Genomic DNA, 22,963 nt, shown 5'->3' on the forward strand with positions numbered 1-22,963 from the left:
GGAATCTCTCTCTAAATTCACCATAATTTCTACTCAGCTCCTTCTGAGTAAATTTGTGCTTAGTCTAAACTCCAGAACTGTAGCAGGAAGCACTTGGATGTACGCTGAGTCAAAACGATTGGATATAAGTTTTGTAGGGCTGTACGTACTTCTGGGCGTGCTTGTTTCGTTTTCATGTGCTTTCCCGCTTTTCTTGTTTGTGCGGGAAAGCAAGCTGGAAAAATTAAGTGAAGTCTCAAGTTGAAAAGTTGTTTAACAGGTTAGTGCGGCGCAGCATAATAATTCAGTGCAGGCGATCGAGGTATTGTACAATTTCCGGTAAAATCACCGTTATAGGTTTGTAGTGACGACGGAAGTCCTCAGAATTTTATCGAGATTAAATTCGTCATTACAAACCAACGTGATTGTTGTCGTTTTAAAGGACATAATATTAATAGCAATTTTACTCATTTCTTGCTAAAAACTGTTGTGTTGAGTTTCGTTCCCCGGGCAAAACCTACTATTGCATTGTTGATTGAAATTGATATTACGCAATAGCATCCGAACTGGCAAGAGTCTCGAATTGCGCCAATAGCATTGCATCACCATTATTTGGAGTTCCAAAAATTTTAGGTAACTGACCTGTTTCAGCGAGAACTTGTCTCACTTCTCGGTTAGATACATCGGCTAGATTTTTGTTATTTAGAATGGCATTAACCGCAGCGATACCAACACCTTGACCAACTGCGGCGTTGAATTCCACAATTCTGCCGACAGAACAAGCAAACCCTTCAAATCCAGAACAGGGACTAACCACTGCCAGGTTAGGAACGTTTTTAATTAATGCGTGGCGAATGCCAATATTAAAGATAGGGTGTTTAAAACTCAGACTTTTAAACCATCCTAGACTGTTTGCTTTCTCGCCAATACCCGGGATGCCTCCGCGTACATCAAAATGATAGCTAAATGTTGCCAGCGCCTCATTAGCAGGTACGCCACCTAACAGCATTTGTGCGCCAGTTAAAGGTTCTACAACTCCCGTCACATTGCCCGCGTGTCTGATATAAAGCTCTGAGGCATAAGTAACAGAATTAGCCCCCAAACTCTTCAGCCAAGTTGTAATAAATAACATCTCTCTTTGCATATTAGCCGTGGGTTTGCTCCCGCTTCTAGCTAAGGCTTCCGCTTCGCTGGCGGTGACTGCGAATAAAAGCGCATTCCACGAAAGTCTTTCATTTGGAAGTATTGCTATATTTCCCTCATCTAAAATTATGCCAGTTTCAGAAAAAGATAGTTTTCTTCCTCTAAAGGAGTGGTAAGCTACAGACAGAGCCGGCGAGCGAACATCGATGTAATCGTTACCCGCCCACAGAGTTTTGAGATTGCCTTTAGTGTCCCTCATTTCTCGCCGGAGTTCTTCTGCTAGTTTGGCATCCTTGTCGGCAGCGTACAGCAAAAATTTTTGACTCTCTGCATCGGCCAGGTTGGTAAAGCGTTTTAGATAAATATAATCGAATTCTTTCAGTGCTCTTGCACTGAGTCCTTGAGTTTCAAAAACGAGGGTGACTGGAAGTTCTGAATTAGGCAGACCAAATGTTTCAAATCCCTTCAGCTTTCTCACACCAGCAGCTTGAGCTAATTCGGCATTGACAGTGGCATCAATAAATTGCTTGCCGGCATAAACTACGCCTTGAGAGGTGGTTATACTGGCAATTTTTTGGCCTGCTTTAGTGACTGATTTAATTTCTACTTTGCTGAGGAGATCTGCCCCAGCTTGTACCAGCATTTCTTTCAGCGCTGCACTGGCTTTGCGCGGGTCAAGTGCAATTGCCTTAACGCCGGATTTTTGTAAGAATTCTTTATAGATTGTCGCCGGTGAACCAAAGATATCTAACTTTAAAGATTGTTGGAGTTCTTCACTAATCTGACTTCTATCTAAATAAGCAAGACCGCCTCTTACCAAATGTCCGCCAATTCCTTCTTGCAAGCTTGCTTTCGACATCAGTAGAATTCGCGGATAACGCTTTGTTCGGCGAAGATATTCTCTGGAGGCAGAGATAACAGCTAGAACTCCTGGAACTTCATCACCAAAACAGATGACATCGTAAGAACGCAGATCCATGACCATTATTTAATAACCTCTCCTGATTTTCATCTTTTCGAGCTGGATCTCAATGTTTGCCGTCCAACTCTCTGTTTTTCCCAAATCTAGCTCGATATTTCCTGATTTTTGCGATAAATATTCACACATTTCTGGACGCAGAAACCGGGTTTTTTCCAGAAAATCTTTCGTTGAGGACGATCGAGCTCGATTGAAAAACCCGGTTTCTGAGCGTCTAAAGTCTGTCAGTCTGGTGCTCTTGATTGCCATCAGGTCAGATTATCAGGATCTATCCCCAACTCCCGCAATCGCTGAGCTAGTCGATCGGCGCGCTGCGATTCCTGTTGGGCGAGTTGCGCTGATTCTTTCACCTTTTCTTCAGGAGTCAGATAGCGTTTACCATCGGCATCATACCAATACAACCACTCTCTTGTCACCCCAGAATAATTTCCCCTTTCACAACCAATCCCCAAACCAATTTCTGGCATCCAAACTGGATGTCCTGGCTGTAATTCATACTTCCCATTGACTAACTTATGTACTTCTAAACGGGGTTTACGGCGGCGGCGGGAAGAATAAATGACGTAATAAAGTACGCCTAAAGCTTGATATTCCTCCAACTTTGTGCTGTATTCCTTGCGATAAGTTGGGGAAACTACTTCCAGCACAAAAGTCGGCAAAACATTTTCATCCCAGAGCACGTAACTGGGGCGCAATTCTTCATCATAAAACCTTTCTACACCTAAACTCAAGAAAGCATCTGGCACAATGGCAGGTTTATCGGGGTGATAATAGATACCCATATCTATGCCAAAAAACCAGTCCATGCGTTCTGACCAAAGTATCAACAAGATTGCTTTTAGCAATCCCGGTATTAATTCTTGCAGTTCGTTATCCACAGGCGTTTCATCTGAGTCTGGTAGTTCATCGGCGGAGGGCAAGTTCCTCGGCAAGTTGTACTGTAACATTGCGGCTTTCCTCAAAACTCACTAATATTATACCGTTGATTTGTTTGGCAATAGTATTTATTGAACGAACCGCCAAGACGCGAAGGAAGAGAAGAGAAGATGATAGGTAATTTTGACTTAGTTAATCTGAAGTAATTTTTGTAAAAGATTTGCTGGGACTTACGCGATCGACTATACTAAGGCTAACGATTCGGTTCTAATGGGGAGCAGCCATTAGAGGAAACGGGGAAAGTTCGGTGCAAGTCCGGCGCTGTCCCGCAACTGTAATGAAGGTCATGTCGCTTTCTAAGTCAGGATGCCCGCCGATGTGTTGGTTTAGATTGTCTCATCTGCGAGGTTCAGCATGAAGGCCGGAAATCGGAAATTGGTCAGCTTGGGATTGATGGCTGGCTTGAGTTGTTATATTGTCTTGGGCTCGGCAACGCCCGCCGCAGCTATGCACATTTCGGAAGGTTTTTTACCGGTGCAATGGGCTGCGTTTTGGTGGATTGTGGCGCTGCCTTTTTTTGCCTTTGGGTTGCGTGCGATCGCCCGCATCACCAAAGAACACCCGGAACTTAAACTGCTGCTAGCTTTAGCCGGTGCGTTTACTTTTGTACTTTCTGCTTTAAAAATTCCATCGGTAACGGGGAGTTGTTCTCACCCAACAGGTACGGGTTTGGGTGCGATTTTATTCGGCCCTTCGGTGATGGCGGTACTCGGTGCTTTAGTGCTGCTTTTTCAAACGTTACTGTTAGCGCATGGTGGGTTGACAACGCTGGGAGCGAATATGTTTTCGATGGCGATTGTCGGCCCTTTCGCTGCCTATTTTATCTATCAATTGCTGTTGCGAACTGGTAGCCAGCGGGCGGCAATTTTTTGTGCGGCGGCTTTGGCAGATTTGCTGACTTATGTGACGACTTCGATTCAATTAGCATTAGCTTTTCCCGCAGCAAGCGGCGGTTTTATGGCTTCGTTTATCAAGTTTGCTGGCATCTTTGCTATCACTCAAGTACCCCTGGCTATTAGTGAGGGATTGCTGACTGTATTAGTGTGGAATTGGCTGCATTCTTACGGGAAGCCGGAGTTGGAAACTTTGAAATTATTGAGACAGGAGTCATAAGCAGTGAATCAAAAACCTACAAAAAATCACCAATCCATTTCGCGGCAAAATTGGCTGTTGGCTGGCGCAGTGATGGTTTTGGCAGCGTTTCCTCTCGTTTTTGTGCGAGGTGAATATGGCGGTGCCGATGACCAAGCTAAGAAAGCAATTACGGAAATTCAACCGGATTATAAACCTTGGTTTAATCACTTGTTTGAGCCGGCTAGCGGAGAAATTTCAAGTCTATTGTTTGCGTCTCAAGCGGCAATCGGGGCTGGCGTAGTTGGGTACGTCATTGGGCTGTATAAGGGGCGATCGCAGCGACAAAAATCTGATGATGAATAGCCGTCGGAATGAACCATCAGATTGACAGTTTGGCTTATACAAATCGCTTGCGCGGGTTGCCGCCAACTCACAAATTATCTTTTGCGATCGCCCTTTTAATTCTGTCTCTGGTTTCTGGGGCGATCGTCCAGTTGTCGATCGCCCTTTGGTTGGCCGTCTGGATCGTCGTCTATGCGGGTATTCCGGGGGGACTGTATTTGCGGTTGCTGTCGCTACCGTTGATGTTTTTGCTGACAAGTTTGCCTGCTTTGGCTATGAGTGCGGTTGCCGGCGATCGTATCCCCGCAATTCAGTGGGATATCTGGCAAGGTTGGGGCATTAGCATCGGCACTTTTTATCTCTATGTGAGCCGCACCGGGATATACCAAGTGAGCTTGCTATTTGCCCGCGCCTTCGCATCGACAAGCTGTATGTATTTCATCCTCTTGACGGTTCCATTTACCGAAATTTTGCAGATTCTCAGACAATTACGCTGTCCAGAGTTAGTCACAGAACTGCTATTACTAATGTATCGGTTTATTTTTAGCTTATTGGCGATCGCCGATGAACTTTGGATTGCCCAAAACTCCCGCTGCGGCTATCGCACTTGGAAACTGGGAATGCGTAGTTTAGGCATTTTAATCGGGCAATTGCTTCAGCGAACTTTGGAAAACTACCGTCAAGTCTCACTGAGTTTAGCGTCGCGCGGCTTTAATGGAGAACTGCGCGTTTGGAATTCTTCCCCTTATAAACCTTCGCGAAGATATACATTGGAAGCCGTGTTTGGTTGCACGGTTTTAACCATTTTAAGCGCAGTATTTCAACGCTAAATTTATTCTTGGGACTTAGCATGGGGGCCCAGAAACCGGGTTTTTTACGAAAATACTTCGTTAGAGCATCGCAGATGCAGTAGAAAACCCGGTTTCCGATCGCCGGTGGGTAAGTCCTATTGTTGATAATTCTCGTATTATCGTTAGTTTAGCGGGCTAGATTTGAATAAGGGCGATCGCACTTCCTGCAACAGCTATTACAAATATGACTTTTATGAACTTAATTAATGAATTATATGAATTGACGTGAACAGTAGTTGAATGAATAATTACAGTATCAAAATACCGAAAAAAAAAATCATGTATCAAGATACTAACAAAAGAAACAGCCCGCCGCCCATTGTTTTTATTATTGCCATCGGCTTAATTGGGTTTGGCGCCTACAAGTTCCTTCCCGGTTTATTGAATGCCAAAACTTCAAATACACCTACATCTACACCGGCAACGAGCGCATCGGGAGCGATCGCCAATCGCATCAGTTTAGGAAATCAGATATTGCTGACATCCCAAACAACAGCAGCAAAACAAGCAGGAGTTCAAGCTTTTGCTGATGGAAATTACCAAACTGCAGCCGAATATTTTCAGAAATCGCTGCAACAAAATCGCAACGACCCGGAAACCATAATCTATTTCAATAATGCCCGAGCCAGCAATGGTTCTTCCTTAAAAATTGCTGTCAGCGTCCCCATTGGTAGCAACCCCAATGTCGCCCAAGAAATCCTTCGAGGTGTTGCCCAAGCTCAGGATGAAATTAATACTAGCGGTGGCATCAACGGCGCAGAACTGCAAGTAGAAATAGTCAACGATGACAACAGTCCAGAAGTGGTCAGAGAAGTTGCAAAAACATTGACAAAAGATCAGAATATACTAGCAGTAATTGGACACAATGCTAGCAACGCATCTCTCGAAGCTGCTCCGATATATCAGCAAGAAAAACTGGTAATGGTGACACCGACGAGCTTGGCCAATAATCTATCAGCTTTTGGCAGCTACATATTTCGGACAGTACCCAATATTAGCTTAATGGCCGCTCCTTTAGCAGAATATGCAGTCAAAACAGCAGGCAAAACTAATATTGCCATTTGTTACGACTCCCAAGCACCCGATAACATCTCCTTTAAAGATGAATTTGTGGCCTCTCTTACTGCTGCTGGAGGCAAATTAGTTCCGACTGTTTGCGACTTTTCAATCCCTTCTTTTAATTCCGAAAGTGCGATCACCGATGCTGTCAGCAAAGGTGCACAAGGATTGATGGTAGCACCCCACGTCGATCGCATTGACCGTGCGATTTCTCTGGCTCGCATCAATCGAGGCAAATTGCCACTCTACGGCAGCACCACAATGTACACCATTCAAACATTAAAAGACGGACAAAGTGACGTTAACGGCTTAGTATTGCCCGTTCCCTGGCATCCTGAAACTAATCCCGGTAGCCGTTTCCCAGAAAATTCCCGCCAGCGTTGGGGAGGAATTGTGAATTGGCGAACAGCAACGAGTTTTGATGCGACTCAAGCTGTCATCGCTGGCTTGCGGCAAAGCAATACGCGGGAAGGGTTGCAACAAGCACTCAGAAATACGAGTTTTTCAACACCGGGAGCCAGCGAGGATGTGAAGTTTTTGCCCACGGGCGATCGGGCGGGTAAGCCGATTTTAGTGCAAGTTAAACAAGGAGGAAGCACTGGCTATAACTTTGTCCCGCTGCGGTAAGTTGGTTAAGTGCGATCGCACTCCCATCTTGCACATTCTCAACAGCCTTTCAGGGGTGGGATCTCCTGCCCACCCCACCTGAAAATTCCCTCTTTGTGGAACAGGCATCTTGCCTGTTTATTAACATGATTAAAATCTACTTTTCTGTTGAATTAGCAAAATTTTTAATATAAACTAAAATGAGTAGATTAAAGGAGAGCGTTGTATATGATCGCGCCAGTTGAAACCAAAACCTACACGGCTGAGGAATATCTAGAATTGGAAATCAATTCTCAGGATCGGCATGAATTTATCCATGGGGAGATTGTTCTGATGGCTGGCGGCACACCGGATCACAATGAAATTACCACTAATTTAGTTGTTGCGCTGAAGCTGGCGTTAAAAGGGAAACCATATCGGACTTTTAGTTCGGATCAGCGGCTGTGGATTCCCCAGCTTAATAATTATACTTACCCGGATGTGATGGTGGTTGCAAAACCGATCGAGCTGCAATCTGGACGGACGGATACAATTACGAATCCGCTGCTGATTGCTGAGGTGCTGTCTAAAGGTACTAAAGCTTATGACCGCGATGAAAAGTTTGCTGCCTATCGCAGTATTCCTAGTTTTCAGGAGTATTTATTAATCGATCAATATCGGCTACGGGTGGAACAATATTCTAAAACTGATGCGAATAAGTGGATTTTTTCGGAATATAGCTGTATGGGCGATCGGCTCAGTTTAACATCTGTTGCTGTGGAAATTTCGCTTGCCGATTTGTATGAAAATATTGAGTTTGGTGAATAGGCGGACGGTTTTTTGTCAAATGTTCCAAATAGTGGTAATATTCGCGTATATCGATCGGCTCTGATGAAAAACAGCCATCAGACGCAAGGGGGAAAGTTCGGTGCGAATCCGGCGCTGTCCCGCAACTGTAATGAGATAATTGCATCTCTGAGTCAGAATGCCCGCCGATTTGTTTACCTGTTGTTTTTCATCTGCGAGGTATGGATGATGGTGAGTTCAATATTTTTACAAATAATCTGCTGTTGTGCTCCGTTTGCCGATCATCGACAATAACGAAATTTTAGGCAGCGGGAAACAAAAAAAAATGCGAATCGAAGATAGTGTTTGGCAGGGTAGTTTTGGCTACTGGCAAAACTTGTTTATTCACCAGAATATTTTGTCCATCGGACATACTGCTTGGAATGGCTTTTTGCATCGAGGACGAGGCTTGGTTGCTTGCAAAATCAATACTCCCATTAACGGCTCTGTGAATTGGAGCGTAGATACTATCAAGTACGATCTGCAATTTATTTCCCAATTGTACGCAACTGCTTATTTGCAACAACTAGAACTAGAGGAAAACACTGTTTCAAATCTGCTCTCTATCATTGCTAGCTACGAGCCAAAGGAAGCAATTATATTTTTGTCAATCGCCAACGGTCAGATTGATATCAATTTGTTGCAAAACTTGGCAATTTCTCCTGTTGAGTGCTATGAACAGGTATGCAAGCGCTGGGAAGAATTTCAACTCTGCCCGAAATCCTAAAACTTACTAAATTTTCCGAATGTCGAAGCCAAAATCAATCGAAATTTCCAAGGTAACTCGCTACCAAAATGCAGCGCTTAATTACTATTTGGGCCTGACAGATTCGCCCTACCTTCACTACGGCTATTGGGAAACCCTGCCTGTGCCCGCTGATGAACTAACACTCGCGCGATTGCGCATCGCTCAGCAAGCTTATACTGTAAAACTGTTGGATGCGATCCCCAAAGGCACTCATACGATACTCGATGTGGGCTGCGGGATTGGCGGAAATGCGGCTTATTTGCTCGATCGAGGTTTTGCAGTGGAAGGGCTCGCACCCGATCCGTTCCAACAACAGCGCTTTATTAAGTGTACGGGCGATCGCGCAATCTTCCACCTCACGAGGTTTGAAGACTTCAAAGCAACCCATTTCTACGATCTTATTCTCTTTAGCGAAAGTAGCCAGTATATGTCGGCTGTTGATATTGCTAAGGGTGCCGCCAAAATCCTCAATCAGGGTGGCTACGTGCTGCTTGCCGATATGCTGCGTTCTGATGCTAATTATAAAGAGGGAATGTTCTCTAATTGTCATGTTGTTACGGAACTTCATGCAGCATTAAAGCAGGCTGGATTCACTTTAGTAAAAACTCAGGATATTTCCGCTCATATTGTACCGACAATAGATCTGTATGTCGATACTTTCCGCAGGTATGGACTGAATACGATGATCTATGTTGCAGATTTAATTGCGATCGCAGTTCCCCCCGTCCACACATTCCTGCGCTGGATATTTCGTCGCTGGTTCAAAAAGCTCGTGGTTGAAGGATTGGAGGCAAGTCAACTTTTTGAGCAACATCTTTGTTATGAAATTCAACTTTGGCAGTTGTCAAAAACAGATGAAAACTGACACAAATACAATGGAAATTGGTAATCGGTAATTGGAGGCAGAGCCTCCGGGTATTTATTCCCAGGCTCTGCCTGGGAACAAGGCTATAAAAAATAAAAAATAACGAATATATATGTCTGAATGGATTCTCGAATTCGATCGCACTTCCTACTCATATCCCTGCGGTTCGCGAGTGGCAATTCAGGGTTTAAACCTCAAAGTCCCCGCGGGGAAACGCTGCGGGCTGATCGGTCAAAACGGCTGCGGCAAAACTACCTTTTTCCTGTTAGCAAATGGTTTATATCAACCGCAACAGGGCTTCATTCACTGGCAAGGTGAACCATTCCGCTACGATCGCAAATCTTTGATGCAACTGCGCCAACAAATCGGACTCGTATTTCAAAATCCCGAACATCAATTAGTAGCTTCGACGGTAGAAGAAGATATCTCCTATGGATTGTACAATTTAGGCTTGACAGAATCCGAAATTGCTCAACAGGTACAGCAGGCGATCGAGCAATTCGATCTAAGCGAACTCGCCCGCGAACCAATTCACAATCTCAGTTTGGGGCAGAAAAAGCGGGTGTCGATCGCCGATATCATGGTTCTCAAGCCCAAACTGCTGCTGCTAGATGAACCTACCGCCTATCTCGACCCGCGTCACATCCGACAACTGATCGGTTTACTCCAACAAATTCACAGCGCCGGAACCACGATCCTTTTAGCAAGTCACGACCTCGATTTCATCTACCGCTGGGCTGATTGGGTGTTTGTAATGGATCGAGGACAACTGATTTTAGAAGGAACACCGGAAACCGTTTTTGCCCAACGGGAGGTTTTGGAGCAATTGCAGCTTGGCGTACCGCTGGCGATCGAGCTTATGGAGCAAATAAGGGCGATCGTTGAGAAAGATGATAACTCAAAAATGCACACTTTTGAGCTGTTACAACAACAGATTTTACAAGCGCGGCGGCTGCTTTAATCCTCCATCTAACTCAACTTTACTTACGCACGTTCTGCAAATCGTTGAACAGCTTTTGGCGCAAAAGCTGCAACTAAAAAAGCAGTTGTAATGTATTTGCCCTCAGAATCATTGCTAGTTATTGTGATTGCGCCAAACACGATCGCTGCAATCAGCGCAATAAAACTCATGGCTCGCATTGTCGATTATTTTCCTTTATTACCTGGAAAATTTCGGCAAATTCCTTTCCATGTTCCGAGAAATCTGGTTTAGTTTCAAGGCTAGAAAAATGTGTCCTTTTATTGACTTCCTAAAAGGTTAAATTTTTACTAAGTCATAACTTATTTATTGCTGAAATAGGGGGAAAGAGCGATCGCACCCGCAAGCTTCATTCCCGGTTATTTAGTGAGGAGATGAATGGGTAACTGGGTGCGATAAATATATGGCTATACTTGTTATCAACAATTAACAAAAATGCCATAAGTTTATCTATTAGCTATCAGTTTTTGCTGCATCACTTCTTAATAAATAAAACTGAGATTCAAGAGCCTTTAATTCTTCTGCACCTTCTACATACTTAACATCAGTCAACAAATTATTAGCTTGCGCTTGAAGAATACGATAGGCTCCCGCTCTTTGTTTAACTGGAAATGCGTTTCCAATTGATTGAATAGCAACGATAACTCCGCCTATAATGCCAGTAGCTATCTTTTTGTCTTGCTCGTCTATTCGATCCCAGGTAGACAAAAGGGTAATTATTAAAGTAAGAACGATCGTGGTAATTGTCAAACCTCCATCCCAGTTCCGATTGATTCGTCTGAGCCGAGTCATTTCTTGAGTTAATTCCTTAACTTCCTTCTCTAAGTCTTTCCTTTTTTCCTCAAGTGAAGATCGACTTGATTCTTTAAGTTCATCCTTTAAATCTTTTGCGGTTTCTGGAATTACAGATTGAGATTGCATTTTTTCTTCTCCTCTCATTTTTAAATTTGCACCAATTTGAAGTAGATGCACCTTATGCTGAGAACAGTCAGTACAACAGATTTTACAAGCACGTCGTCCGGCTGCTTTAATCATCCATCTAACTCAAGTTTACTTACTTTTTTCCCTGTTCATAAGAATTTGGTTGAGTCTCAACGCTAGAAGAATGTGTCATTAGATTAACTTCCTAAATAATTAAAGTTTAACTAAGTCCTAACTTAGTTCGAGTGTTGTTCCCAACTATTCCATCATCTTGAAGTCCAACAGAACGCTGGAAAGCTTTTACAGCCGCTTCTGTATTTTCACCAAATACACCATCAACTGCTCCTGGATTAAATCCCCGATCGCGCAATCGCTGTTGTAGTTTGATAACGGCTGAACCTGTTGAGCTAAACTTTAGATCCACAACTTGCGAATCATTTTCTAGCTCTTCTGGCATAAATTGCAGACCTAGCTTATCGGCAACTTGTTTTCTCAAACGGGGAAGTTGACTGTACAACAAATCACCCGGACAATCAGTATTACTGAAATCTCTGTGTCCCTTAATATTAAGCGGACTAATATTGCAAGAATCACATAATGAGACACAAAGTTCTACAAGGCTCTGCCATTGCTTTTGACCCATTTGAAAAGTCATGAAATTGCCTTCATTTTCAATACCAGGAGATTGATTGCCGTTGGCTAATTTTCCTGGGTCTTGTGCTGCGTGGGCTGACTGGATACAAAACCCTTGTTTTACAGCATTTAGGGAACCATGCCGACCTTCTAGAATAAACCCTCCGGTTGTATTTAAGAAGTTGTGTCCTGAGTCTGACCAACTACGCTCATCCATGTGAGATGTTTGAATGATTCGCGCGAACCGAAGTGCGCCTTCAATTGTGCCTGTTGATGGATCGTTAGGAGGGTTTTGGTTGTCTGTATGATGGACGATGACATAACGGGGAATAGTCCTTTGGAAAGGAAATGTTCCAGGTTCTGGTGATCTGGCTCCCCATTCCGCTGCAGTTACAACTTTTGCGGTAAATGGCATAAAATATGACTCCAAATTGTTGAATTTTTAGGCTATGGCTTTGAAATAATACTCAGCCATCTGCGCGATGTAGTCAGCCCTGTCGAGTCCAACCACTATTCTTCTGGCGTTGAAGAAATCGCGTCGATCGCCAACAATGAAATCACTCAAGCCCACACCAGTAAAACTACCATCACGCATCCCCCGAACTAGAATAATGGCAGCAATTTCAGGGAGAGCGGCTTTTTCGGGATGCTCTATCAAGTTAATTCCTAGTTTGTCACTCCAGATTCGGTAGTTCCGACGACCTGTAATTTGGACAAAACCTCTTCCTTTGAAGCGAGGGCCATCACCGGGTTCAGTGTTCCCTATATCTACGCGACCTTCCAGATACCACCCATCAGATAATTCCATCATGAAGCGCCCAAAATGGGATTCATGTTCGGCAGTTGCGAAAACATAGGCAATTTGCCCCCGATCGATGACGCCATTATCGAGACATTGATTGAGGACAAGAGGCAAATTTTTCTTGGCAAAGGGGCGAATTTCCGATGGGCATTGAGCAATATCTAAAATATTATCAACGCTAGAGAAGCCACCTGGCATATCCCAAATCAGGGGTTTGCGACTAACTATTGTGATTTCTTCTGACTTCACCTTCAGCAACTCAGCCCAGGTATTGCGATCGACTTTGCCTGTTACCTTTAGTCCACCTGGGACAAATTGGCTTCTATCAGCAGGGCGCATCCGTTGAAATTGCTCCACTGCTGCCTTAGTGACAGACCCCAAAAGTCCGTCAATTTTGGCATCTTTTGGTAATACTCCCCAATCTTTCAAGCGCCTTTGTAGGATTTCGACATCATCTATCAGGTGAGGGGTATCAATAATCCCGTCATTGAGTTCTAACTCAACTTTTTCAATCGCCATATTCAAATCTCCAATTAGTAATAATGACTTTCTCTGGACTTGCGCTAGAAGCCTTGAGCATTTATGCCAGCATTTTTAATGCTCTGCGAGTTTGTGGACCGATTATTCCATCTATCCCTAACCCTTCCCGCTTCTGGAAGATTTCAACAGTAAGTTTGGTCGCTTCGTTGTAAATTCCATTCATCTGCTGGGCTTCGAGTAAACCCTCTTTAAGTAGGGCTTGTTGCACTTTCCGCACATCTTCACCTTTCATTGGTGGACTAATTAGCTTGAGAAGTCTTGCTATTGCAAAACCGTTGGCTGGCGATCGATCCAAACGTGCCGCGGTTTCAGGTCCGTAGTCACTATCTTCACCAATTAGATCCTTGGGATTATGTTTATTCCAGAGAATTTGAAACGCTTTAACTCCTATGTCTCCAACATCGTTTTTGACACCCCCACCCATGAAAGTGAAATGTACTTCATCAGGGGGACCAAACCACGCCCAGCCCTCATCTTCCAAAGCTGGTATCCATTCCTCCCAATCTGGAGTATCAAGGGCAAGACCATCTTCATGGTTGCTCAGTCCGGGTTTCGCCGCTATAACCACGCATTCAGAACCTTGCCAACTGAATAGAATATGTTGTTGGACAACAGTCCGATAGGCCGAATTAAGTCTGAGTGTTACCCCTCTTCTTTTAATCGCACGTCGCAGAGCTTCTTTTGCCTTGGGTTGCAAGAAAAAATTAACTGTTGCTTCGTTACCTGATACGTCCAAATCATCAAAGCTAACTAGAACATTGGGAATTAGCAGGTTCATTTCATCAATGACCTGAAGGCTAAGTTGTTTCACATCCTGTGTGCCACAAGTACCATTAGCGTGAGTTTGAATAATGTTTCTAACTGTTGCCATGAGTGTTCTCTAATCAACTAACTCTCAAAGAATAAACCACCCCCGATCGCCCTGCCGGTGAGAAAAAGTGACATGGTTTTGTAAACTTACGTAAATTCACCCAATCGATTTGAGATTTGATATCTGAGATTGTGCAATTAACCTCATCCCCAATCCGGGCTAAATATCCCCCTTATTTTTCAGTCTCCGAAAGCGAACAAAAGCTTGTTTAGTATCGGTTTCAACCGCCAAGTATAAAAGGGATTACCTTGCGGTTAATTCAGTCAATTTGTTTTCTTTCCTGAACAGCAACTCGCACTCATGAAACATCAGTAAATTTACTGAATAGGTCAAATTGGCAAGCTATGAAAGGACAAGAGGCGATCGCCCTAGTTGATAGTCTGTTACAATCCGCAAACAAAAAGCAAAAACTCAATGACATTCAATCCCGCGTCTTTCTGGAAACTTGGGAGGGACACTCTTATCAAGAGATAGCCGATCGCTTACTTTACGAACATGACTATATCAAAAAAGTCGGTTCGCATTTGTGGCGAAATCTCTCTCAAATCATCGGCGAAAAAATCTCAAAGCAAAATCTGCAAGCAGTCTTGCGCCGCTACCAGCATTGCTGTGCGGGCATCTTGCACGCTAGCGAAGCAGATAACTGCACCCAAGATTGGGGAGAAGCGATCGATGTTTCCCAATTTTACAACCGGCAACAGGAACTGGAAACATTAGAAACTTGGATTAGCGGAAATTCTACTCGTCTGATCGGTATTTTTGGACTTGGCGGTATCGGCAAAACTTCTCTGTCTGTAAAACTCGCTCAGCAAATTCAATCTCAGTTTGAATTCGCGATTTGGCGGAGTTTGCAGCAAGCACCGCAATTAGATGTTATCCTCAGCAATATTTTACCGATTTTAACTGGTTCAGAAGCGACAACAAATAACTCTATTCCTGCTCTCATGGAACAGTTGCGACAAAAACGCTGTTTGTTAATTTTCGATAATCTGGAGTCGATTTTGCAAGGGGGAAATCGCAGCGGACAATATCAACAAGGCTATGAAGATTACCGACAGTTATTGGCGCGCATTGCGGACGAACCTCACCAAAGTTGTCTGATTTTAACCGGACGAGAAAAACCGGGCGGGTTTGCTGTGCGATCGGGGGAAAATTTACCAGTGCGATCGCTCAACCTCTTCGGAGTTTCACCGCCTGTATGCCAGCAAATCCTCGCGGCCAAAGGATTAAAGGCAACGCTATTGCAGTGTCAAGATATTGTCAACTACTTTGGCGGCAATCCCCTCGCCCTCAAACTTGCTGCAACAACTATTAAAACACTTTTTGGCAGTGACATTCACGCATTTTTAGTGCAAGGAAATACTGTTTTTAGCGATTTGTGGGATTTGCTCGATCGCCAGTTCGATCGCTTGTCTCCCCTGCAACAAAAAATTATGTACTGGATCGCCATTAATCAAGAAGGAGCGACTCCTGCGAAGTTAAAAGCGGAAATTTTGCCCAAAGTTTCGGGACGGCAACTGATGGAAGCATTGGAGGGGCTGGCTGAACGATCGCTCATCGAAGATCGGCGATCGCTCAATGATACCGCATCAACAAGTTTAATGCTACAACCGGCGATCGTCGAGTATGTCAGAGAACGCTTGCTCCAAAGTGCTGAGCAAGAAATTATCGCAAACAAACTTAACTTATTGAAAACTCACGTTTTAATTGAATCCCAAACCCAAGACTAGAGCGGCGACTCATAAATTCAACTGATTTTGTATCCTTTAATTGAACGTCTATTAACCCATTTTGAAACTGCAATTCAACTCAAACAGCACCTCGGCAATATTTTAGCTTGGTTGCGCGATCGAACTGCAAACCAGACAGATTATGCTGCGGTTAATCTGCTGAATTTATCCAGTCATCTCAAAACCGATATCAGAGGCTTTGATTGCTCTTAGGATTTACGCAGGGGTGGTCAGAAACCGGGTTTTTTACGAAAATACTGCGTTGTGGCCCGCAGATTCGGTAAAAAACCCGGTTTCTTTGTCGGAGTGCGTCCAGGACTGATTAAGTGCGATCGTACCAACTTTGCAGCGCCAAGCGGTGAACTTCGCGCCAGCTAATATTTTTAAGTCGGGCAATTTCCGCGCAATCTTCGTATTCCGGCTGCACGTTAACAATCGTTTGTCCAGACTTCGCAACTTTTATTTGCACTTCACCGTATTCTGTTTGAACTGTCTGGATTTCCCGGTGCAAAATAGTTCTCTGTTGAGTCGATCGCCTAATTCCCAAAGTAGTAGTTTCGCGAAAGATAACTGCTTCACAAGCATCCTGAAATTCTGGATGACAAATCGCAGTTAACAAAACCCCCAGCCGCGACTTTTTCATCACAATTGGCCCAGTGAACACATCCAGAGCTCCGGCGGCAAACAAAGCATCAAAAACATAGCCGATCGCCTGCGGACTCAAATCATCAATTTGCGTTTCCAGTACCGTAATAGTTTCTATGGAATTGGTAATCGGTAATTGGGAATCCGTAATTGGGAATTGAGTATTGCTTAAAAACTTCCCTCTTCCTTCTTCCCTCTTTCTGACATCCGTTACATCCGTTACAGAATCCGTTGCCGAACTTCCCTCTTCCTTCTCCCCAATCCACAGGCGCAAAATATTAGGAATTGCCAGCATTCGAGAACCTGCACCCAAACCGATCGCCTGAACTTGCATCGGTGGCGGTGGGCCGAAACCAGCAGCGAGAGTACAGGCGATCGCAGTTCCCGTAGGAGTGCACAATTCGCGATCGATCCCGTTGCTGTAAACCGGCACTCGGTGCGTTTCCCACAACCGCATCACCGCCGGCGTCGGCACCGCTAACTTACCGTGGGCTGCCTTCACCGTACCGCCACCAGTCGGCATCGCCGAAAAGTAAAACTCCTGAATATCCAACCAATCCAAACCCAAACAAGTACCGACAATATCAATAATTGCATCCGCCGCCCCCACCTCGTGAAAGTGAACCTCGCTTGCGGGAATACCGTGCACGGCACCTTCTGCCTCTGCTAATTTGCCAAATACGGCCAAACTCCAAGCTTCCACGCGCGGAGGCAATTTTGCAGAGACGATGATTTGCTCAATTTGTGGCAAATGGCGGTGATGAGTGTGGCTAATTTCGGCATCGGGTTCGCCGTGACTGTGAGAATGTTCTTCCCCGTGATGATGGTGGTGGCGGGCGTCAAAAGTCGAAGATTCCGTTTCCGAGGGATCGAGTTCGGTAGCTGAATTTTTGGGTTTTAACCACAAATCTGCAGCTAAATCGACATAAAATTTAGTTGCTTGTTGAGTATTCCGGTGGACTAATTCCGTCCGCAACTGATACTCTGTCGAAATGCCGAGCAAATTGAGTTTTTCGATTAGGTAGTCTAAAGGAACACCGGCGTGGACGAGAGCTCCGATGCACATATCGCCAGCAATGCCGGTTGGACAGTCAAAATAAGCTATTTTATTCATTGTTAACAATTAATTTTTAGCATTGATTGTTTCACTCGATATTTCGATCGCCCACTTAGCCTGCAATAGCTTAACATGGCAACTATTTACGAAGTGCATCCAGTTGCACCCCAAAAAGACCGGATCGAGAAGATTACAAAAGCTCTGAAAGATGGGGCAGTGATGCTTTATCCGACAGATACAGTTTACGCGATCGGCTGCGATCTCAACTCCAAGTCTGCTGTAGAACGAGTCAGGCAGATCAAGCAACTATCCAATGATAAGCCTTTAACGTTCTTGTGTTCCTCTCTGTCAAATATTACCGACTATGCTGCCGTCAGCGATGAAGCATACAGAATTATCAAGCGATTAATTCCCGGATCTTACACATTTCTGCTGCCAGCTACCAAGTTAGTGCCGCGGCTGGTAATGAACCCAAAACGCAAAACCACGGGAATTCGCGTTCCAGACCACCGGCTTTGTTTTACACTGTTGGAAGCCTTGGGAAATCCGATTATTTCAACTTCCGCTCACATTACCACTGACGATGAAGGTGCAGCACCGGTGTCTGCAGCAAAAGCAGAAAGCTTTGGCAAAGCTGAACTTTTTGACTGTTTGTCAAAGTTAGTAGATGTCATTGTCGATGACGGTTCCGATCCGGGATATCAAGTTTCTACCATTCTTGATTTAACAAAAAGCGAACCGATTGTTGTTCGTCGCGGTTTGGGATGGGAAGCTGTCGCCGTTTGGGAAAAAGACTAAAATTTCAAGGGGCGGCTTAAGCGCCCAAGTCGCACAAAACCCGCCCCTATTTTTTAACTCAAAACTGCTTTAAGCCTCTACCTTAACTCCTTTCCAAAAAGCAATATATCCTGCAATATTTTTAGCAGCATCTTTCGGAGTAGGATAGTACCAAGCAGCATCTTTATTAACTTGTCCGCCGACTTCGACACTGTAGTAACTAGCAACACCTTTCCAACCGCAAGTAGTGTGAGTGCTGCTGTCCTTGAAAAACTCGCGTTTGATGGCATCCGGGGGGAAGTAATAGTTGTTTTCTACGACTTCGCATTTGTCGCTTTCGGCCAGGACGGCACCATTCCAAATTGCTTTCGGCATCAGTTTCTCTGCTTAAAATGAGATTCTCAATTATTGTAACTGTATTGGTGCTCAAAAAGCATAGAATAGTGTTGAAGCCAACAACCAACTACTGCAAATGTTAGGGTCGAATCCGCCAATATCTTCTGTGCCGCTGTCCCTCGAACAAGCTCTAAAACATTTTTTTGGCTATGACTCTTTCCGCCCGGGGCAGCAGGAAATTGTCGAAGCTGCTTTACAAAAACGGGATATGATGATTGTCATGCCGACTGGCGGTGGCAAGTCTTTGTGTTTTCAATTACCGGCACTGTTGAAACCGGGATTGACTGTGGTTGTTTCGCCGTTAATTGCTCTGATGCAAGACCAGGTGGAAGCTTTGCAGGATAATGGAATTGGGGCGACTTTTCTCAACAGCACTTTGAGCAGTCAGGAAACCCGATCGCGCGAAACTGCGATTCTCGAAGGTAAGATTAAATTGCTCTACGTTGCACCAGAACGCTTGCTCGGCGAGAGATTTTTACCGTTTTTAGATATAGTAGCAAATAAGTTAGGAATTTCGGCATTTGCGATCGACGAAGCCCACTGCGTTTCGGAATGGGGACACGACTTTCGACCAGAATACAGGCAAATGCAGCGAGTGCGCGATCGATATCCCGACATTCCCATTATGGGGCTAACTGCCACCGCCACCGAGCGCGTCCGCCAAGACATTATCCAGCAGCTAACTCTGCGAAATCCCTACATCCACGTCGCCAGCTTCAACCGCCCCAATTTATACTACGAAGTTCGCCCCAAAACCAAGCACAGTTTTGCCGAAGTTTTGCAAATCATCCAAAAAAAAGGCGGTTCGGGAATTATCTATTGCCTCAGCCGCAAAAAAGTTGATGAAGTTGCCTATAAATTGCAACAAAGCGGCATCCAAGCCTTACCATACCACGCCGGCATGAACGATGTCGATCGCGCCACCAATCAAACCCGCTTCATTCGCGACGACGTGCAAGTAATGGTAGCCACAATAGCCTTCGGTATGGGCATCAACAAACCAGACGTGCGGTTTGTAATTCACTACGACTTGCCCAAGAATCTCGAAGGATACTATCAAGAATCCGGCCGCGCCGGCCGAGACAACGAACCCGCCCATTGCAGCTTATTTTTCGGCTACGGCGATGTCAAAACCATCGAATACATAATCGAGCAAAAACCAGATCCGCAAGAACAGCGAATTGCCCGCCAACAGTTACGGCGAGTAATTAACTATGCAGACTCCAGCGATTGCCGCCGCACAGTTCAGTTAAGTTATTTTGGCGATTCATTTCCCGGAAATTGTGGCAATTGCGATAACTGTTGCGACAAAAAACCAGTAGAAGATTGGACGATTGAGGCAATGAAATTTCTTTCTTGCGTCGCGAGATGCCAAGAAAAATTCGGCATGAATCATATTATTGACGTGCTGCGAGGCTCAAAAAGTCAAAAAGTATTGCAATACCAGCACCACCAACTTTCTACATACGGAATTGGCAAAGATAGAAGTGCTGATGAATGGAAAAAATTGAGCAGGACGCTGTTAAATCAAGGTTGTTTAGACGAAAAAACAGACGGCTTTCCCATTTTGAAACTGAATGAAAAAAGTTGGGAAATTATGAAACGTCAGCGCACAGTTGAAATCGCTATTGAACCGCAGCGGGAAGTACAGGGTAAAGTTCGTTCTTTAGCAGTAGAATCCGAAGGTTTATTTACCATACTGCGGACGCTACGCAAGCAAATTGCTGACGAACAATTTGTGCCGCCTTACGTAGTCTTTGCTGATAAAAGCTTGCGAGACATGGCAGAAAAACGCCCGCAAAATCTCACCGAATTCGAGGATGTTTACGGCGTTGGTAGTAACAAGCGAGATAAATACGGCAAGGTTTTCTTGGAAGCAATTCGCAGTTTTTGCCAAGAACAAGGATTGCCAACTGGTGCTGCATCTTCTGATGTTGCTAATCTTCCCAATCTTTCTAACGTTGCGTCTTATTCGCAGATGCAAACCTGGGAATTATACCGACAAGGTTTGACTGTTCAAGGAATAGCCAATACACGCGGTATGAGTCCTAATACTATTTCTGGGCATCTGATAGAATTGATGGAAATGGGGCGGGAAGTTGATATAAATTTGTTGGTGGAACCGGAACGCCAGCAAGCGATAGTGTACGCAATTGAAGTTATGGGGGATGAGAAGCTGAGAGCAATTTATGAGTTTTTGGAAGAACGTTATACCTTTGAGGAGATTAAGTTTGTGCGCGCTTGGTGGCGGCAAAATTATGTCGGTTTTTAACCGCAGATGTGGGCTGATTAATGCTAATAATTGATAGGACAGGGAAATGAAAATTAAAAAAGTAGCTTTTTGGGATAATTTACGAGAGTGGCGTTTTGAACCGATATATTTTTCCAACTTGGCTTTATTAGTTGGTGTCTCTGGTGTCGGCAAAACACAAATTTTGAAAGGAATTTTGAGTTTACAACAGATAGCTAATGGTGCTTCATTAAACGGTTTAGGATGGGACATTACATTTTCGACAATCAACGATGTAGAATACCGCTGGCAAGGGGAATTTGAAACCAAAAAAGTCTCTGCTATCATTCCGAATAAGGAAGACGAAATTCATCAATCTAGAATTGTTCGAGAACATCTATTCAAAGAAGAAAATTTAATTATAGAAAGAACACCTGATGAAATTCAACTCAAAGGCAAGACAACGCCGAAATTATCGCCCTTTCAAAGCGCAGTTAAAATCTTAAATCAAGAAGAAGATATCTCACCTGTTCAGGAGGGTTTTAATAAGGTAATTTACAGCGATAATGAGAGTTTATTGAATAAAGCTAATAATATTTACCGTGTGTCTCTACTAACACAAGTACAATCAACATTTTTTAATCAAAATCTTCCTTTAGAAAGCGTTCAATCAAGTAAGATGCCAACACTTCTCAAGCTGGCTTTCATAGCTCGCCATTATCCAGATATTGTCAAAAAAATAAAATCCAAATTTATAGAGGTTTTTCCTCAAGTAGAAGATGTTAAAATAGAAATTATAGAAGATAATGGAACTCCATCTTATGCCAGTTTTCCTATTCAAATAAAAGAAAGAGGTGTTAATAATTGGATTTTACAAAACAATATTTCTTCAGGAATGCTGAAAACTTTCATTCACATTGCCGAACTATACTTGTCGCCCGAAGGTACTGTAATCTTAATCGATGAATTTGAAAACAGCTTGGGAATTAACTGTATCGATGTTGTGACAGATTTGATTGTAGAAAATAGAAATATTCAATTCATTCTCACCAGCCACCCTCCTTACATAATCAATAATATTGGGATGGAACACTGGAAAATAGTCACTCGCAAAGGTGGGATCGTAACTGTCATAGATGCTAAAGATTTGAACTTGGGAAAATCAAGGCATCAAGCTTTTATGCAACTGATTAATCTTGAAGAATATAGCGAAGGAATCAAAGTTGAATGAATCTGTATTTTTTGGTTGAAGGAACACAATCGGAGAGAAAAGTTTATCCAGCTTGGCTGGCTTATCTTTTACCAGAATTGCAGCGAGTTGACAATTGCGATGATGTGACTCAAAAAAATTATTATTTGATTAGCGGGGAAGGATATCCTTCGTTATACAATTTTATCCCGCCTGCGATAGAGGAAATCAACTCAAACGGAAAATACAGCTATTTTGTAGTGTGTCTGGATGCCGAGGAAAATACTGTTTCTGAACTCGAAACTGAAATTGATGAGTTTTTAAGTCAGCAAAAATTGAAATTAAACAATGCAGAACTTGTGCTGATATTTCAGAATCGATGCTTGGAAAGTTGGCTGCTAGGCAATCGCAAGATTTATTCTAAAAATCCTCAAAACAAACCTTTATTAGATTATACTAGATATTATGATGTTTCAGTTAACTGTCCCGAAAATATGGGCAGATATCAAGAGTTTAATACTCACGCTCACTTTCACGGAGCTTATTTGAGAGCGTTATTTGAAGCTAAAAATATTACGTATTCTAAGAAACGGCCGGGAGATGTACTCAAGCCATTTTATTTGGAACAGCTATTGACCAGAATTCAAGTTCAGCCAGAACAACTTACTACTTTTCGCCAGTTTATCAATTTTTGCAATATAGTTAAATCCAACAGTCCGGACAGTTTTTTGGGGTGAGTGGCGAGGAAAGCTATCCAAGGCTTAAAGTACAGTCATACATAAAAAA

Annotated in this window: 24 protein-coding genes and 2 riboswitches; of the genes, 15 read left to right on the forward strand and 9 right to left on the reverse strand. The window is 43.7% G+C overall.

Annotated elements, in window-relative coordinates:
* Positions 1-244: DUF2834 domain-containing protein (locus tag QUA13_RS26485; RefSeq protein WP_333203337.1), on the forward strand; the 244-nt coding region annotated here is incomplete at its 5' end.
* A gap of 282 nt (positions 245-526) precedes the next feature.
* Here the strand turns inward: QUA13_RS26485 and QUA13_RS26490 are convergent.
* Positions 527-2,107, reverse strand: a complete 1,581-nt coding sequence (locus QUA13_RS26490; protein WP_333203339.1) for an FAD-dependent oxidoreductase — start codon at positions 2,105-2,107, stop codon at positions 527-529.
* Positions 2,108-2,349: 242 nt separating this feature from the next.
* Positions 2,350-3,048 (reverse strand): Uma2 family endonuclease, encoded by a 699-nt coding sequence (locus QUA13_RS26495; protein WP_333203341.1) that lies wholly within the window; start codon positions 3,046-3,048, stop codon positions 2,350-2,352.
* 174 nt (positions 3,049-3,222) lie between these two features.
* A riboswitch (cobalamin riboswitch) is annotated at positions 3,223-3,369 on the forward strand.
* Between the two features lie 22 nt (positions 3,370-3,391).
* On the opposite strand from QUA13_RS26495, the gene QUA13_RS26500 reads away from it, so the two are divergent.
* The 8 genes from QUA13_RS26500 (at position 3,392) to QUA13_RS26535 (ending at position 10,368) form a co-directional block, all read left to right on the forward strand.
* Complete coding sequence (locus QUA13_RS26500) at positions 3,392-4,150, forward strand: energy-coupling factor ABC transporter permease (protein WP_333203343.1); 759 nt, start codon at positions 3,392-3,394, stop codon at positions 4,148-4,150.
* 3 nt (positions 4,151-4,153) lie between these two features.
* Complete coding sequence (locus tag QUA13_RS26505; RefSeq protein WP_333203345.1) at positions 4,154-4,474, forward strand: energy-coupling factor ABC transporter substrate-binding protein; 321 nt, start codon at positions 4,154-4,156, stop codon at positions 4,472-4,474.
* Positions 4,475-4,482: 8 nt separating this feature from the next.
* The gene (gene cbiQ, locus QUA13_RS26510; protein ID WP_333203347.1) at positions 4,483-5,283 is read left to right on the forward strand and encodes a cobalt ECF transporter T component CbiQ; all 801 of its coding nucleotides are present in this window, start codon (positions 4,483-4,485) and stop codon (positions 5,281-5,283) included.
* 261 nt (positions 5,284-5,544) lie between these two features.
* A complete protein-coding gene (locus tag QUA13_RS26515) occupies positions 5,545-6,990 on the forward strand; it encodes an ABC transporter substrate-binding protein (protein WP_333203348.1) in 1,446 nt (481 codons plus the stop codon).
* 207 nt (positions 6,991-7,197) lie between these two features.
* Entirely contained in the window at positions 7,198-7,776 is a 579-nt protein-coding gene (locus tag QUA13_RS26520) for a Uma2 family endonuclease (protein ID WP_333203349.1), read from the forward strand.
* Between the two features lie 38 nt (positions 7,777-7,814).
* A riboswitch (cobalamin riboswitch) is annotated at positions 7,815-7,959 on the forward strand.
* Between the two features lie 121 nt (positions 7,960-8,080).
* Positions 8,081-8,521 carry a hypothetical protein gene (locus tag QUA13_RS26525; protein ID WP_333203351.1) on the forward strand — a complete coding sequence of 147 codons (441 nt, stop codon included), beginning with the start codon at positions 8,081-8,083 and terminating at the stop codon, positions 8,519-8,521.
* A gap of 19 nt (positions 8,522-8,540) precedes the next feature.
* Positions 8,541-9,407 carry a methyltransferase domain-containing protein gene (locus QUA13_RS26530; RefSeq protein ID WP_333203353.1) on the forward strand — a complete coding sequence of 289 codons (867 nt, stop codon included), beginning with the start codon at positions 8,541-8,543 and terminating at the stop codon, positions 9,405-9,407.
* 112 nt (positions 9,408-9,519) lie between these two features.
* Positions 9,520-10,368, forward strand: coding sequence for an ABC transporter ATP-binding protein (locus tag QUA13_RS26535; RefSeq protein WP_333203355.1), 849 nt, complete (start codon positions 9,520-9,522; stop codon positions 10,366-10,368).
* Between the two features lie 23 nt (positions 10,369-10,391).
* Here QUA13_RS26535 and QUA13_RS26540 read toward each other — a convergent pair whose 3' ends face one another.
* The 5 genes from QUA13_RS26540 to QUA13_RS26560 all read right to left on the reverse strand — a co-directional run bounded on the left by QUA13_RS26540 (position 10,392) and on the right by QUA13_RS26560 (position 14,153).
* Entirely contained in the window at positions 10,392-10,538 is a 147-nt protein-coding gene (locus QUA13_RS26540) for a hypothetical protein (protein ID WP_333203356.1), read from the reverse strand.
* A gap of 301 nt (positions 10,539-10,839) precedes the next feature.
* On the reverse strand, positions 10,840-11,421 hold the full coding sequence (locus QUA13_RS26545; protein ID WP_333203358.1) for a hypothetical protein: 582 nt from the start codon (positions 11,419-11,421) through the stop codon (positions 10,840-10,842).
* Between the two features lie 106 nt (positions 11,422-11,527).
* A complete protein-coding gene (locus tag QUA13_RS26550) occupies positions 11,528-12,355 on the reverse strand; it encodes an N-acetylmuramoyl-L-alanine amidase (RefSeq protein WP_333203360.1) in 828 nt (275 codons plus the stop codon).
* Between the two features lie 27 nt (positions 12,356-12,382).
* Positions 12,383-13,261: a peptidoglycan-binding protein gene (locus QUA13_RS26555; protein WP_333203362.1), complete on the reverse strand. Its 879-nt coding sequence runs from the start codon at positions 13,259-13,261 to the stop codon at positions 12,383-12,385.
* Positions 13,262-13,322: 61 nt separating this feature from the next.
* Complete coding sequence (locus QUA13_RS26560; RefSeq protein WP_333203364.1) at positions 13,323-14,153, reverse strand: peptidoglycan-binding protein; 831 nt, start codon at positions 14,151-14,153, stop codon at positions 13,323-13,325.
* A 344-nt stretch (positions 14,154-14,497) separates the two neighbouring features.
* On the opposite strand from QUA13_RS26560, the gene QUA13_RS26565 reads away from it, so the two are divergent.
* Positions 14,498-15,883 carry an NB-ARC domain-containing protein gene (locus QUA13_RS26565; RefSeq protein WP_333203366.1) on the forward strand — a complete coding sequence of 462 codons (1,386 nt, stop codon included), beginning with the start codon at positions 14,498-14,500 and terminating at the stop codon, positions 15,881-15,883.
* Between the two features lie 27 nt (positions 15,884-15,910).
* A complete protein-coding gene (locus QUA13_RS26570) occupies positions 15,911-16,096 on the forward strand; it encodes a hypothetical protein (protein WP_333203368.1) in 186 nt (61 codons plus the stop codon).
* A 109-nt stretch (positions 16,097-16,205) separates the two neighbouring features.
* On the opposite strand, the gene larC is transcribed toward QUA13_RS26570, so the two are convergent.
* A complete protein-coding gene (gene larC / locus QUA13_RS26575; protein WP_333203370.1) occupies positions 16,206-17,642 on the reverse strand; it encodes a nickel pincer cofactor biosynthesis protein LarC in 1,437 nt (478 codons plus the stop codon).
* Between the two features lie 75 nt (positions 17,643-17,717).
* On the opposite strand from larC, the gene QUA13_RS26580 reads away from it, so the two are divergent.
* Positions 17,718-18,383, forward strand: coding sequence for an L-threonylcarbamoyladenylate synthase (locus tag QUA13_RS26580; RefSeq protein WP_172186060.1), 666 nt, complete (start codon positions 17,718-17,720; stop codon positions 18,381-18,383).
* A 69-nt stretch (positions 18,384-18,452) separates the two neighbouring features.
* Here QUA13_RS26580 and QUA13_RS26585 read toward each other — a convergent pair whose 3' ends face one another.
* On the reverse strand, positions 18,453-18,737 hold the full coding sequence (locus QUA13_RS26585; protein WP_172186059.1) for a DUF427 domain-containing protein: 285 nt from the start codon (positions 18,735-18,737) through the stop codon (positions 18,453-18,455).
* A gap of 97 nt (positions 18,738-18,834) precedes the next feature.
* On the opposite strand from QUA13_RS26585, the gene recQ reads away from it, so the two are divergent.
* From recQ to QUA13_RS26600, 3 genes are read left to right on the forward strand one after another with little or no spacing between them, the layout of a single operon-like run.
* A complete protein-coding gene (recQ, locus tag QUA13_RS26590) occupies positions 18,835-21,030 on the forward strand; it encodes a DNA helicase RecQ (RefSeq protein WP_333203372.1) in 2,196 nt (731 codons plus the stop codon).
* Positions 21,031-21,076: 46 nt separating this feature from the next.
* The gene (locus QUA13_RS26595) at positions 21,077-22,219 is read left to right on the forward strand and encodes an AAA family ATPase (protein ID WP_333203374.1); all 1,143 of its coding nucleotides are present in this window, start codon (positions 21,077-21,079) and stop codon (positions 22,217-22,219) included.
* Positions 22,216-22,914, forward strand: a complete 699-nt coding sequence (locus QUA13_RS26600) for a hypothetical protein (RefSeq protein WP_333203375.1) — start codon at positions 22,216-22,218, stop codon at positions 22,912-22,914. The genes QUA13_RS26595 and QUA13_RS26600 overlap by 4 nt, the downstream gene beginning before the upstream one ends.
* Positions 22,915-22,963 lie beyond the last annotated feature (49 nt).

The sequence above is a fragment of the Microcoleus sp. S28C3 genome (assembly GCF_036700785.1).
Taxonomy (GTDB): domain Bacteria; phylum Cyanobacteriota; class Cyanobacteriia; order Cyanobacteriales; family Microcoleaceae; genus Microcoleus; species Microcoleus asticus.

What these genes read in the sequence shown, in the direction of transcription:
- QUA13_RS26490 (WP_333203339.1), bottom strand. Translation starts at nt 2,107, where the DNA reads ATGGTCATGGATCTGCGTTCTTACGATGTCATCTGTTTTGGTGATGAA.
- QUA13_RS26525 (WP_333203351.1), top strand. Translation starts at nt 8,081, where the DNA reads ATGCGAATCGAAGATAGTGTTTGGCAGGGTAGTTTTGGCTACTGGCAA.
- QUA13_RS26500 (WP_333203343.1), top strand. Translation starts at nt 3,392, where the DNA reads ATGAAGGCCGGAAATCGGAAATTGGTCAGCTTGGGATTGATGGCTGGC.
- QUA13_RS26530 (WP_333203353.1), top strand. Translation starts at nt 8,541, where the DNA reads ATGTCGAAGCCAAAATCAATCGAAATTTCCAAGGTAACTCGCTACCAA.
- QUA13_RS26580 (WP_172186060.1), top strand. Translation starts at nt 17,718, where the DNA reads ATGGCAACTATTTACGAAGTGCATCCAGTTGCACCCCAAAAAGACCGG.
- cbiQ (WP_333203347.1), top strand. Translation starts at nt 4,483, where the DNA reads ATGAACCATCAGATTGACAGTTTGGCTTATACAAATCGCTTGCGCGGG.
- QUA13_RS26555 (WP_333203362.1), bottom strand. Translation starts at nt 13,261, where the DNA reads ATGGCGATTGAAAAAGTTGAGTTAGAACTCAATGACGGGATTATTGAT.
- QUA13_RS26585 (WP_172186059.1), bottom strand. Translation starts at nt 18,737, where the DNA reads ATGCCGAAAGCAATTTGGAATGGTGCCGTCCTGGCCGAAAGCGACAAA.
- larC (WP_333203370.1), bottom strand. Translation starts at nt 17,642, where the DNA reads ATGAATAAAATAGCTTATTTTGACTGTCCAACCGGCATTGCTGGCGAT.
- QUA13_RS26550 (WP_333203360.1), bottom strand. Translation starts at nt 12,355, where the DNA reads ATGCCATTTACCGCAAAAGTTGTAACTGCAGCGGAATGGGGAGCCAGA.
- QUA13_RS26495 (WP_333203341.1), bottom strand. Translation starts at nt 3,048, where the DNA reads ATGTTACAGTACAACTTGCCGAGGAACTTGCCCTCCGCCGATGAACTA.
- QUA13_RS26520 (WP_333203349.1), top strand. Translation starts at nt 7,198, where the DNA reads ATGATCGCGCCAGTTGAAACCAAAACCTACACGGCTGAGGAATATCTA.
- QUA13_RS26540 (WP_333203356.1), bottom strand. Translation starts at nt 10,538, where the DNA reads ATGAGTTTTATTGCGCTGATTGCAGCGATCGTGTTTGGCGCAATCACA.
- QUA13_RS26535 (WP_333203355.1), top strand. Translation starts at nt 9,520, where the DNA reads ATGTCTGAATGGATTCTCGAATTCGATCGCACTTCCTACTCATATCCC.
- QUA13_RS26515 (WP_333203348.1), top strand. Translation starts at nt 5,545, where the DNA reads ATGAATAATTACAGTATCAAAATACCGAAAAAAAAAATCATGTATCAA.
- QUA13_RS26600 (WP_333203375.1), top strand. Translation starts at nt 22,216, where the DNA reads ATGAATCTGTATTTTTTGGTTGAAGGAACACAATCGGAGAGAAAAGTT.
- recQ (WP_333203372.1), top strand. Translation starts at nt 18,835, where the DNA reads ATGTTAGGGTCGAATCCGCCAATATCTTCTGTGCCGCTGTCCCTCGAA.
- QUA13_RS26560 (WP_333203364.1), bottom strand. Translation starts at nt 14,153, where the DNA reads ATGGCAACAGTTAGAAACATTATTCAAACTCACGCTAATGGTACTTGT.
- QUA13_RS26545 (WP_333203358.1), bottom strand. Translation starts at nt 11,421, where the DNA reads ATGATTAAAGCAGCCGGACGACGTGCTTGTAAAATCTGTTGTACTGAC.
- QUA13_RS26595 (WP_333203374.1), top strand. Translation starts at nt 21,077, where the DNA reads ATGAAAATTAAAAAAGTAGCTTTTTGGGATAATTTACGAGAGTGGCGT.
- QUA13_RS26565 (WP_333203366.1), top strand. Translation starts at nt 14,498, where the DNA reads ATGAAAGGACAAGAGGCGATCGCCCTAGTTGATAGTCTGTTACAATCC.